9 protein-coding genes are annotated in these 12,264 nt (G+C 68.9%); 6 read left to right on the forward strand and 3 right to left on the reverse strand.

Going from position 1 to position 12,264, the window contains the following annotated elements:
- Positions 1–18: 18 nt before the first annotated feature.
- Both PARJ55_RS0109310 and PARJ55_RS0109315 read right to left on the reverse strand, forming a co-directional pair.
- Positions 19–1,545: an AMP-binding protein gene (locus tag PARJ55_RS0109310; protein WP_028712783.1), complete on the reverse strand. Its 1,527-nt coding sequence runs from the start codon at positions 1,543–1,545 to the stop codon at positions 19–21.
- Positions 1,542–2,951, reverse strand: a complete 1,410-nt coding sequence (locus PARJ55_RS0109315; RefSeq protein WP_028712784.1) for an aldehyde dehydrogenase family protein — start codon at positions 2,949–2,951, stop codon at positions 1,542–1,544. Before PARJ55_RS0109315 ends, PARJ55_RS0109310 begins: the two co-directional genes overlap by 4 nt.
- A 206-nt stretch (positions 2,952–3,157) precedes the next feature.
- On the opposite strand from PARJ55_RS0109315, the gene PARJ55_RS0109320 reads away from it, so the two are divergent.
- Positions 3,158–4,186, forward strand: a complete 1,029-nt coding sequence (locus PARJ55_RS0109320) for a LacI family DNA-binding transcriptional regulator (protein WP_028712785.1) — start codon at positions 3,158–3,160, stop codon at positions 4,184–4,186.
- 6 nt (positions 4,187–4,192) lie between these two features.
- Here PARJ55_RS0109320 and PARJ55_RS0109325 read toward each other — a convergent pair whose 3' ends face one another.
- A complete protein-coding gene (locus tag PARJ55_RS0109325) occupies positions 4,193–4,957 on the reverse strand; it encodes an IclR family transcriptional regulator (protein ID WP_028712786.1) in 765 nt (254 codons plus the stop codon).
- A 225-nt stretch (positions 4,958–5,182) separates the two neighbouring features.
- Between PARJ55_RS0109325 and PARJ55_RS0109330 the strand changes: the two genes are divergently transcribed.
- From PARJ55_RS0109330 to pta, 5 genes are all read left to right on the forward strand, one after another.
- Positions 5,183–6,490 carry an MFS transporter gene (locus PARJ55_RS0109330; protein ID WP_028712787.1) on the forward strand — a complete coding sequence of 436 codons (1,308 nt, stop codon included), beginning with the start codon at positions 5,183–5,185 and terminating at the stop codon, positions 6,488–6,490.
- An 81-nt stretch (positions 6,491–6,571) separates the two neighbouring features.
- Positions 6,572–8,224, forward strand: coding sequence for a GMC family oxidoreductase (locus PARJ55_RS21815; RefSeq protein ID WP_028716705.1), 1,653 nt, complete (start codon positions 6,572–6,574; stop codon positions 8,222–8,224).
- Positions 8,225–8,241: 17 nt separating this feature from the next.
- Positions 8,242–10,023, forward strand: coding sequence for a sulfoacetaldehyde acetyltransferase (gene xsc / locus PARJ55_RS0109340; RefSeq protein WP_028712788.1), 1,782 nt, complete (start codon positions 8,242–8,244; stop codon positions 10,021–10,023).
- Positions 10,024–10,279: 256 nt separating this feature from the next.
- Entirely contained in the window at positions 10,280–11,296 is a 1,017-nt protein-coding gene (locus tag PARJ55_RS0109345; protein WP_028712789.1) for a YeiH family protein, read from the forward strand.
- 4 nt (positions 11,297–11,300) lie between these two features.
- The gene (gene pta / locus PARJ55_RS0109350; RefSeq protein ID WP_028712790.1) at positions 11,301–12,260 is read left to right on the forward strand and encodes a phosphate acetyltransferase; all 960 of its coding nucleotides are present in this window, start codon (positions 11,301–11,303) and stop codon (positions 12,258–12,260) included.
- Positions 12,261–12,264 lie beyond the last annotated feature (4 nt).

Below are 12,264 nucleotides of genomic sequence, written 5' to 3' on the forward strand. Positions count from 1 at the left end.
TTCCTGCCTCTTTGGACGCTATTGCGTCAGTTGCGCCAGCTTCAGGCGCTGGATCTTGCCCGAGGGGCCCTTGGGCAGTTCGGCCATCAAGTGGATCACCTCGGGCGACTTGAACGCCCCCAGCCGCTGCTGGCAGATCGAGATCAGCTCGGGCGGCTGCAGCGCCGAGCCGGGGCGCAGGGTGACGGCCGCCTCGACCCGCTCGCCATAGCGGGCGCATTTGCGGGCAAAGGCCGCGGCCTCGATCACGTCGGGATGGGTGTAAAGCGCCTCGTCGATCTCGCGCGGGGCGATGTTTTCGCCGCCCTTGATGATCAGCTCCTTCAGGCGGCCGGTGACGAAGACGTAGCCCTCCGCGTCCATCCGGCCCAGGTCGCCGGTGCGCAGCCAGCCGTCCGCGGTCAGCGCGGCGGCGGTCGCGACCGGATCGCCCAGATAGCCGCGCATGACATTGGGCCCGCGCACTGCGATCTCGCCCTCGGCTCCGGGTGGCAGCGGGCGCAGGTCGGGCGACAGGATCGCCACCTGGTTGCCCACTGCCCGGCCGGGCGAGCCGATCTTGCGCGGACCCGGCGGCAGCGGGTTCGACAGGATCTGCGCCGCCGTCTCGGTCAGGCCCATGGTCTCGACGATGGGAATGCCGAAGCGGCGCTCGAAACCCGCCTGCACCTCGGGCGCCAGCGCCGCCGAGGCCGAGCGGCCGAAGCGCAGCCGCGCCCGGGCCTCGGGCGACGGCGCGCCCTCGCCATGCAGCAGATGCGAGATGATCGTCGGCACGACCGAGAACCAGCTGGCCCCGTGCCGCTCGCAGAGGCCCCAGAACTGGCTGGCCGAGAAACGCTCGCAGACCACCACCGAGCCGCCCGAGAGCAGCGGCGCCAGGATGGTCACGCAAAGCCCGTTGATGTGATAGATCGGCAGCACGCAGAGCGCCCGGTCCTCGGGGCAAAGCTCATGCGCCAGCGCGGTGGTCCAGCCGCCGGCCAGCAGGCTGGCATGGCTGTGCAGCACGCCCTTGGGCCGGCCGGTGGTGCCCGAGGTATACATCAGCAGCGCGTCGTGCCCGGCGCCATGCGGATGCGGTGCCGCCGGTTCGCAGCCGGCGGGCCAGCGGAAGCCGTCCCCGGCCTCGATGACCATGGGCTCGGCGGGATGGGCGGCCAGCGCGCTGTCGAGCAGCCCGCGCTGGCCCGGATCCAGCAGCAGCGCCCGGGCGCCGGAATGCGACAGCGCATAGCCGACGGCCTCGGCCCCGGCGACCAGGTTGATCAACGTGGCGCGAAAGCCGCCGTAGAGCGCGCCGAACAGGCCCAGCACCGCATTGCGGCCGTTGGGCATCATCAGCGCCACGCTGTCGCCAAGCGACAGGCCCAGCCCGGCCAAGTGCCCGGCGATGCGGGCGGCCTCGTCCCGCAGTTCGCGCCAGGTCAGCGCGCCGCCGTCGCCGGGGAAAATGTGGCTGGTGGTATCGCCCCGCTCGGCGGCGCGGATGTCGAGCCAGTCGCGGACGGTGCCTTGCGGCGGGTGGTGCGGGTCCAGCCTCATTGCCCGACCTCCTGCCAGTAATCGCCAAAGATCTCGTCCAGCGCCGGCTCGCGTGGCGGGATCGGACGCACGACGCGGGTGCGCTGCATGAAATGCCGCCAGTTCAGGTTGGCGTCGATGGAATTGCCGCCCCAGCTGCCGCAGCCCATCGACAGCGAAAAGGGCAGCCCGTTGTCGAAGGCGCCGCCGGTGGCGAAGCAATGCGCCTGATTGACGATGACCCGGCAGACCGGCAATTCGCGGCCCAGCCAGAGCGGGCGGCCGGTGTCGCGCGAATGCAGCCCGACCGAATGGCCGGCGCCCTGATGCAGCAGGATGCGCCGCGCCAGCTCGGCCGCATGGCCGAAATCGCGGGCACGGTAGAGCGCGGCGATGCGGCTGAGCTTTTCGCCCGACAGCGGATGATCGGGACCGATGCCCTCGGTCTCGACCGCGATCAGACGGGTGCCGGGCGGGACCTTGCCGGCCAGCCCCAGCCTGTCGATCATCACCTCGGCATCCTGGGCGATGATCTCGCGGTTCATGTGCCCGTCCTGCCAGAGCCGGGCAACGATGCCCGTCGCCTCGGACGGCGGCAGCACCGCACCGCCCTCGGCCGCCAGCGCGGCCAGGAAGGCGTCGTAGACCGCATCGACCACGATCAGCGCGTTTTCCGACGAGCAGGAGGTGGCGTTGTCGAAGGTCTTCGAGGCGGCGATCCTGCCGGCCGCCGCCGCCAGGTCGGCGGTCTCGTCCACGATCACCGCGACATTGCCGGCGCCGACGCCGATGGCGGGGGTGCCGCTTTCATAGGCGCGGCGCACGTTGTCCTGGCTGCCGGTCACCACCACCAGGTCGGCGGTCTCCAGCAGGCGCTGGGTCTTGGCCTTGCTGCCCTGGCCCGGCAGCATCTGCACCAAGTCGCGATCCTCGCCGATGCGGTCGAATTCGGCGTGGATGAAGCCCAGCAGCATCTCGCAGCAGGCCACGCCCTTGGGCGAGGGCGACAGCAGGATGGCATTGCCGCATTTCAGCGCGTTGATGATGTTGTTCGCGGGCGTCGCCGCGGGGTTGGTCGAAGGCACTACCGCGCCGATCACGCCGATGGGCCGGGCGATCTCGGTGATGCCGGTCTCGGGGTCGTCGGACAGGATGCCATGCGTGGCCACGCCGCGGATGTCGCGCAAAAGGCCCAGGGTCTTGCGGTGGTTCTTGACGATCTTGTCGGCGACATTGCCAAGCCCGGTGCTGCGGACCGCCAGCTCGGCCAGTTGCCGGTTGCGCTCGGGCTGCATGATCGCCCAGCCGGCGGCCAGGGCGGCGCGGTCATAGCGGCGCTGGCTGCCCCGCGCCTCGTATCCGGCCTGCGCGCTGCGCGCCCGCGCCATCGCCGCGTCGACCGAGAGAATATCGTTCGAGATGTTCATACCTGTCACTTGCTCCGGTTCCCGGCAGGCTGCCCGCCGGGAAGGTGAATGGATCAGCGGCCCGGGAAACCGGGTCTCACCATGTCTGCAATGTTGGTCTGGCACGGCTTCCTCTTGCCGTGATCTTCGACCTTAGGCGATGAAAACAGTCTTGCAAATGTTTTCATAAACTCTCATGATTGATAAAATTATATCCGGAAAATCCAATGATTAAGCCCGATATCGTTTTCGTCGCCAAGCTTGCAGGCGTTTCACCTGCCACGGTGTCGCGGGTGATGAATCACCCCGACCTGGTGCATCCGGCGACCCGCAAGAAGGTCGAGCTGGCGGTCGAGAAATCCGGCTATATCCGCAACCGCGCCGCGCAGGCCATGCACGGCAGGCGCAGCGCCACCATCGGGCTGGTGGTGCCGACCGTCGCCAATACCATCTTCGCCGAGGTGGTGCAGGCCTTCAACGACACGGTCAGCGCGCAGGGCTTCACCCTGCTGCTGGCCTCGCATGGCTACGACCTGGACAGCGAATACCGGCTGGTCCGCAAGCTGCTGGAGCACCGCGTCGATGCGCTGGCGGTGGTCGGGCTGGACCACAGCCCCGGTACCTTCCGGCTGATCGCCGAGCAGCGCGTGCCGCTGCTGGCGATCTGGAACTATCTGGCGGATTCGCCGCTGCCCTGCATCGGCGTGGACAATCGCGAGGCGGGGCGGCTGGCGGCCGAGCATCTGGTGGCGCTGGGACATCGCCGCATCGGCATGGTCTTTCCCGCCACTTTCGACAACGACCGGGCGCGGGACCGCAAGACGGCGGCGACGGCGGTGTTCCGCGCCGCCGGGATCGAATTGCAGGACCGCTGGCAGGTCGAGGTGCCCTACAGCATCGCCCAGGCCAAGGCCGCCTGCTTGGAGCTGCTGGCCGGCGAGGACCGGCCGAGCGCCCTGCTTTGCGCCAATGACGTGATCGCGCAGGGGGCGATCTATGCCGCGGCACGGCTGGGGATCGCGATTCCCGCCAGCCTGTCGGTGATCGGCATCGGCGATTTCGCCGGCTCGGCGCAGATGGAGCCGGCGCTGACCACGGTGCGGATCCCGGCGCAGCAGATCGGCATTTCGGCCGGGCAGGCCATCGTCGAGGCGATCGGGCGCCCGGATGCCGATTTCATGATCCGCAGCCGCGCCGAGCTGGAGCTGATCATGCGCACCAGCACCGGCATCGCCGCCGAGATGATCCGGCCCTGACTCCCCTCACATCAACTCGGCCAGTTCCTCGGCCGCCGCGCGCAGGTCGGGCAGGTATTTCAGCCCCTCGTCCAGGGTCAGCCGCTGCACCGGGGCGTGGAAGGACACCGTGGCGATCATCTGCCCCGAGCGGTCCAGCACCGGCACGGCCATGGCGATCATGCCGGGCACGAATTCCCCGGTATCGGTCGAATAGCCCTGCTGCCGGATCTGGCGCAGCTCTTCGCGCAGCCGGTCCGGGTCGGTGAGCGTCTGCGCCGTATAGGCCCGCAGCTCGGCGCGTTTCAGATAGCGTTCCAGCCTGCCGTCGTTGATCTGCGACAGGGCGAGCTTGCCCGCCGCCGTGGCGTGCAGCGGCACGCGCGAGCCGATGTGAAGCTGGATGCGCAGCGGCCAATGCGTCTCGACCCGGTCGATATAGAGCATCGCGTCGCCGTCGGGGATCGACAGGTTGCAGGTCTCGCCCAGGCGCTGGTTCAGCCGAATCAACACGTCGCGCTGCGGCAGGTTCTGGTGCCAGAAGCGGATCACGCCCTGCATCATCTGCCGCAGCTTCGGCCCCGGCTTATAGCTGCGCCCGTCGATGTCGCGGCTCAGGAAGCCCTCGGCTTCCAGATTGCCGACCAGCCGGTGGATGGTCGGCACCGGCAGGTTCAGCGAGGCGTTGATCTCGGTCGCGGTCAGGGGCCGGCCCTCGCTGGCAAGAACCTCGAGAATCTGCAGATTCCGGAAGCTCGGCGGCAGGGCGGACTTGTCCTGGATACTCGTCATGATCGGCTGTTTCCGTCGTTTACCCGACCCGACTCTACATGGTTGCCGGCGCCGCTCCAACCGCCGGCTGTGAAACATGGATATGTAAAAATGAGAGCATGACTACCAAAAATGCTTTGACATGACTCGGCCGGCTGGGGCAACGTGGGTCCGCCGGCAAAAGGAGGAGTTTGCCGGGGCACAGCTGAACAAATCGAACAACGTCGCAGCATCAGGGAGGATGTCATGGCGGTCACAACCGCTGGCGCCAACGCGTTTGGCGACCGGGAGCACGATGTCAAGAAGGTGGTCTTCGCAAGCCTCGTGGGATCGACCATCGAGTGGTACGATTTCTTTCTTTACGGCGTCGTCGCCGGCATCGTCTTCAACAAGCTGTATTTTCCGGCCGACGACCCGACGATCTCGGTGCTGCTGGCCTATGCGACCTTCGCGGTGGGCTTCATCGCCCGGCCGCTGGGCGGGCTGGTCTTCGGCCATTTCGGCGACCGCATCGGCCGCAAGACCATGCTGGTCATCACGCTGTTGCTGATGGGCGGCGCCACCGTGCTGATCGGTCTTTTGCCGACCTATGACCAGATCGGCATCCTGGCGCCGATCCTGCTTTTGCTGCTGCGGGTGGCGCAGGGCATCGGCATCGGCGGCGAATGGGGCGGGGCGGTGCTGATGGCCTATGAATTCGCGCCCGAGCACAAGCGCGGCTTCTACGCCTCGATCCCGCAGATCGGCCTGTCGCTGGGCCTGTTCATGGCCTCGGGCGTGATGGCGCTCTTGACCATGCTGCCGGACGAGGCCTTCATGGCCTGGGGCTGGCGCACGGCCTTCGTCGCCTCGATCGTGCTGGTGCTGCTGGGCACCTGGATCCGCAGCAATATCGGCGAAAGCCCCGAGTTCAAGAAGGCCAAGGCGGCATCGCGGGCCAAGGACCAGGGCCTGCCCTTCGTCGACATGATCAAGCGCTATCCGGGCAATGTCACGCTGGGCATGGGTGCGCGCTATATCGACGGCGTGTTCTTCAACGTCTTTGCGGTGTTCTCGATCCTCTACCTCACAAAATATGTGGGGATGGAGCGGTCCTTCGCGCTGTGGACGGTCTGCGGCGCGGCCATCGTGATGGTGGTCTGCATCCCGTTCTTCGGCCGGCTGTCGGACCGGGTCGGGCGGCCGCGGACCTATGCGATGGGCTCGGCCCTGCTGGCGCTGAGCGTGTTCCCGGCCTTTGCGCTGATGTCCTCGGGCGATCCGCTGCTGGTGGTGCTGGGCATCGTGCTGCCCTTCGGCATCGTCTACCCGATGTGCTACGGCCCCGAGGCGGCGCTGTTCTCGGACCTGTTCGATCCCAGCGTGCGCTATACCGGCGTGTCCTTCGTCTACCAGTTCTCGGGCATCTTCGCCTCGGGCATCACGCCGATGATCGCCACCTGGCTGATGGCGGCGAACGACAACGATCCCTTCTGGCTTTGCGCCTATGTGGTCTTTGCCGGGCTGGTCTCGATGCTCTGCGCCATTCTCATCGGCCGGCGCGAGCGCCGCTGAGCACATGCCGGGCGGCCCGCCCCGGGCCGCCCGCGACCTTCAGGAATTCGGGGGCGCAACCGCCCCGCAAGGGATGAAATCATGAGCCATGAATCAGAGTTGCCGGATTATGTGGTCGTGGGCGCGGGTTCGGCGGGCTGCGTCGTCGCCAACCGGCTGTCCGCCGATCCCGCGATCCGCGTCACCCTGCTGGAAGCTGGCAACCGCGACTCGAGCCCCTGGATCCATATCCCGGTCGGCTATTTCCGCACCATGCATAACCCGGACTTCGACTGGTGCTACGAGACCGAGCCCGATCCGGGCCTGAACGGCCGTTCGCTGCACTGGCCGCGCGGCAAGGTTCTGGGCGGGTCCTCGTCGCTGAACGGGCTGCTCTATGTCCGCGGCCAGCGCGAGGATTACGACCGCTGGGCGCAGATGGGCAACGAGGGCTGGTCCTGGCGCGAGGTCGGCCCGATCTTCGAGGAGCTGGAAACCTTTCAGCGCGGCGAGGGCGAGGGGCGCGGCACGCATGGCGCCTTGCAGGTCTCGGACCCGCGCCTGCGCCGGCGCATCTGCGAATTGTGGATCGAGGCGGCCAAGGCCAACGGCATCCCCTACAACCCCGATTACAACGGCCCGGTGCAGGACGGCGTCGGCCATTTCCAGCTGACCGTGGACAAGGGCCGGCGCTGCTCGGCGGCGGTCGCCTTCCTCAAGCCGATCCGGCACCGGCAGAACCTGCGGGTCGTCACCAACGCCCAGGTGCGCCGCGTGGTGATCGAGCAGGGCCGCGCTACCGGGGTCGAGATCCGGCGCCCCGACGGCAGGCGCCAGGTGATCCGCGCCGCGCGCGAGGTGATCCTGTGTGCCGGCGCCATCGGCTCGCCGCAGATCCTGATGCTCTCGGGCGTGGGCGACGCCGAGCACCTGCGCGACCACGGCATCGCGGTCGCCCATGACGCGCCCGAGGTCGGCCGCAACCTGCAGGACCATCTGCAGGCCCGGCTGGTGTTCAAATGCCGCGAGGCGACGCTGAACGACGAGGTGCGCAGCCTGATGAACAAGGCGCGGATCGGGCTGGAATACGCGCTGTTCCGCAGCGGACCGATGACCATGGCGGCCAGCCTGGTCTTCGGCTTCCTGCGCACCCGGCCGGGGCTGGCGACGCCCGACATCCAGTTCCACATCCAGCCCTGGTCTGCCGACAGCCCCGGCGAGGGGGTGCATCCCTTCTCGGCCTTCACGCAATCGGTCTGCCAGCTGCGCCCGGAAAGCCGCGGCACCATCACGCTGCGCTCGGCCGATCCGCTGGAGGCGCCGCTGATCGAGCCGAACTACCTGGCCACCCAGACCGACCGCGACACGCTGGTCGCCGGCATCGAGATCGCCCGCAAGCTGGCGCGCACCGAGCCGCTGAAATCCGCCATTTCCGAGGAGTTCCGGCCGACCGCCGAGGTGCAGGGCTATGACGAGGTGCTGGCCTGGGCGCGGATGAACTCGACCACGATCTACCACCCGACCGGCACCTGCCGCATGGGCGCGGACGCGCGCGCCGTGGTGGACCCGCGCCTGCGGGTGCGCGGCATCCGCGGCCTGCGGGTGGCCGATTGCTCGATCATGCCCGAGATCGTCTCGGGCAACACCAATGCGCCCGCGATGATGATCGGCGCCAAGCTGGCGCGCATGGTCCTTGACGACCGTCGCGCCGAAACCGGCGCGGGACCCCGCCCCGGTATCGACAAAGCCGCCTGATGGACGAGGAAACAGCCATGCGAATGACGACTGAGGAATCTTTTGTTAAGGTATTGCAGCTTCACGGGATCGAGCATGCTTTCGGGATCATCGGCTCTGCGATGATGCCTGTGTCGGATCTGTTTCCGAAGGCTGGGATCAGGTTCTGGGACTGCGCGCATGAGACGAATGCGGGTCTGATGGCGGACGGGTTCACGCGCTCGACCGGCAAGATGTCGATGGCGATCGCGCAGAACGGGCCGGGGGTGACGGGCTTCGTGACGCCGGTGAAGACCGCCTACTGGAACCACACGCCGCTTCTGCTGGTGACGCCTCAGGCGGCGAACCGGACCATCGGCCAGGGCGGCTTCCAGGAGATGGAGCAGATGCGGCTCTTTGCCGATTGCGTCTGCTACCAGGAGGAGGTGCGCGACGCGAGCCGCATCCCCGAGGTGCTGAACCGGGTGATCATGCAAGCCTGGCGCAACTCGGCCCCGGCGCAGATCAACATCCCGCGCGACTTCTGGACCCAGGTGATCGACGTGGAACTGCCGCAGGTGGTGGCCTTCGAGCGGCCCGCGGGCGGCGAGCAGGCGGTGGCCGAGGCGGCAAGGCTGCTCAGCGAGGCAAAATTCCCGGTCATCCTGTCGGGCGCCGGGGTGGTGCTGTCGGGGGCGATCCCGGACCTGGTGAAGCTGGCCGAGCGGCTGGATGCGCCGGTCTGCAGCAATTACCAGCACAATGACAGCTTCCCGGGCAGCCACCCGCTGGCCATGGGGCCGCTGGGCTACAACGGCTCGAAGGCCGGGATGGAGATCATCCAGAAGGCCGATGTGGTGCTGGCGCTGGGGACGCGATTGAACCCGTTCTCGACCCTGCCGGGCTACGGCATCGACTACTGGCCGAAGCAGGCCAGGATCATCCAGGTCGACATCAATGCCGACCGCATCGGGCTGACCAAGAAGGTCACGGTGGGCATCCAGGGCGATGCGGCCAAGGTGGCGCGCGGCATCCTGGCGCAGCTTGCCCCCGCGGCGGGCGATGCCGGGCGGCAGGAACGCAAGGATCTCATCGCGCAGACCAAGTCCCGCTGGGCGCAGGAGCTTTCGAGCCTCGACCACGAGGAGGATGATCCGGGCACCGAATGGAACGCCGAGGCGCGGGTCCGCGACGCCGGGCTGATGAGCCCGCGCCAGGCCTGGCGGGCGATCATGCAGGCGGTGCCGAAGGAGGCGATCGTCAGCTCGGACATCGGCAACAACTGCGCCATCGGCAATGCCTATCCAAGCTTCGAGGCCGGGCGCAAATACCTGGCGCCGGGCCTCTTCGGTCCCTGCGGCTACGGCTTCCCGGCGATCCTGGGCGCCAAGATCGGCAATCCCGAGGTGCCGGTGATCGGCTTTGCCGGCGACGGCGCCTTCGGCATCTCGATGAACGAGATGACCGCCTGCGGGCGCGCGGACTGGCCGGCGATCACCATGGTGATCTTCCGCAACTACCAATGGGGCGCGGAAAAGCGCAACACGACGCTGTGGTACGACAACAACTTCGTCGGCACCGAGCTCGACCGCGACACCTCCTATGCCGGCATCGCCCGGGCCTGCGGGCTCGCCGGCGTGCAGGTCAAGTCGCAGGAGGAGCTGACCGCGGCCCTGCACGAGGCGGTCGAGCGGCAGATGCGGGACGGCGAGACCACCTTCATCGAGGTGCTCTTGAACCAGGAGCTGGGCGAGCCCTTCCGCCGCGACGCGATGAAGAAGCCGGTGGTGGTGGCCGGCATCGACCCGGCCGACATGCGCCCGCAAAAGGGCGCGGCCTGACGCGGAAAGGCGGCGCAGGGCGCCGGCGCCCCCCGGCTTTCACCGTTTCCCAAATACTCCGGGGGGCGCTTGCCGGGCCCCGTCGAGGGGCCGGGCAAGCGCGAGGGGGCAGCGCCCCCCTCGGCGGCCGGGAAGGACCGCAGGACCGCCGGACACATCCGCCCATGAGGCCCTCTCCCGGGGCGCATGACGCCCTTCCGACGACGACCCGGCGCGGCCCCCGCCCCGGCCCCATCCCCGCATCCCGGTGACGACGATGATGACCACCCTGATCCCTTCGCGCAGCCTGCTCGGCGAGGCCTTCCCGGGCTTCGCGGTCTCGGCGCTGGTCGCGGCCACGGCGCAGTTCCTGTCGGACCATTACGGCGCCCCGGCCATGCTGCTGGCGCTGCTTCTGGGCCTGGCGCTGAACTTCCTGGCCGAGGAGGGCACCCGCACCGCGCCCGGCATCGCCTTCACCGCCCGCACCGTGCTGCGGCTCGGGGTGGCGCTTCTGGGCGCGCGGATCTCGGTCGAGATGCTGAGCGGGCTGGGGCCGCGCGCCATCGCGCTGGTGGTCGCGGGGGTGGTGCTGACCATCCTCTTCGCGCTCCTCGCCACCCGCCTCGTCGGCCGCGGCTGGCGCTTCGCGCTGCTGACCGGCGGCGCGGTGGCGATCTGCGGCGCCTCGGCGGCCATGGCCATCGCCGCGGTCCTGCCCCGGCACGAGAAATCCGAGCGCGACCTGGTCTTCACCGTGCTCTCGGTCACCGTGCTCTCGACCCTGGCCATGGTGCTCTACCCGATGCTGTCGAACGCCTTCGGCTTCACGGCGCGCGACAGCGGCGTCTTTTTGGGCGGCACCATCCACGACGTGGCCCAGGTGGTCGGCGCCGGCTTTTCCATCGGCCCCGAGGCCGGCGAGACCGCGACGCTGGTCAAGCTGATCCGCGTCTCGATGCTGGCGCCGGTGGTGCTGTGCTTCTCGCTGGCGATCCGGGCGCGCGGGCTGGCCGATGCCAGGGGCGGCAAGGCGCCGCCGCTCTTGCCGGGCTTCGTGCTGGGCTTCCTGGCGCTGGCGGCGCTGAACAGCGCCGGGCTGATCCCGCAGCCGGTCTCGGCGCTTGCCGGGCAGCTGTCCCGCTGGGCGCTGCTGATCTCGATCGCCGCGGTCGGCATCAAGACCTCGCTCGGCAGGATGCTCGAGGTCGGGGGCGGCGCCATCGCGCTGATCGTGGCCGAGACCGTGTTCCTGGGCGTCTTCGTCGTCGCCGGCCTGCATTTCTGGGGGTAGTGCCATGAAACCGCTCGAGCGCATCCACGAGGCCGCGAAGGCCCTGGACCGCCACATCATCCTGCCCGAGGGCGGGGACCCGCGCGTCGCCGAGGCCGCCCGCCGGCTGGTGGCCGAGGGGCTGGCCCGCGTCACCCTGCTGGGCGGGCCCGAGATCCCCGGCGTGGGCCGCATCGACCCGGCGGGCGCGCCCGACCTGGCCGAGCTGGCCGACCACTGGCACCGGCTGCGCGCCGCCAAGGGCATGACCGCGGAACGCGCGCTTTCCGAGATGCGCGACCCGATCCGCCAGGCGGCGATGCGGGTGCGGCTGGGCCAGGCCGACGGCACGGTGGGCGGCGCGGTCGCCACCACCGCCGACACGGTGCGCGCGGCCCTGCAGATCATCGGCCGGGCCCCCGGGGCCGGGATCGTGTCGAGCTTCTTTCTGATGCTGTCCTGCGGGCCCGGGGCGCCGGTCCGGGGCGGCATGATCTTTGCCGATTGCGGGCTGGTGATCCAGCCCGACGCGGCCGAGCTCGCCGCCATCGCGCTGTCGGCGGCCGAGAGCTGCCGGCGGCTCCTGGCCGAGGCGCCGCGGGTGGCGCTCTTGTCCTTTTCGACCGCCGGCTCGGCCGATCATCCCAGCCTGGGGCGGCTGCGCGAGGCCTTGGCGCTGATCCGCGCCGCCGCCCCGGATCTGGAGGTCGACGGCGAGCTGCAGTTCGACGCGGCGCTGGACGAGGCGATCCGGGCGAGGAAGGCCCCGGCAAGCCGCCTGACCGGCCGGCCGAACGTCTTCGTCTTTCCCGACCTCGCCTCGGGCAATATCGGCTACAAGATCGCCCAGCGCCTGGGCGGCCTCATCGCCATCGGACCCATCCTCCAGGGCCTCGCCAAACCCGCAAACGACCTCTCCAGAGGATGCTCCGTCAACGATATCGTCAATGCAACAGCAATAACCGCCATGCAAACTCAAATATGAGCCG

Origin of the sequence: Paracoccus sp. J55, from assembly GCF_000513975.1 — a bacterium.
Lineage (GTDB): Bacteria > Pseudomonadota > Alphaproteobacteria > Rhodobacterales > Rhodobacteraceae > Paracoccus.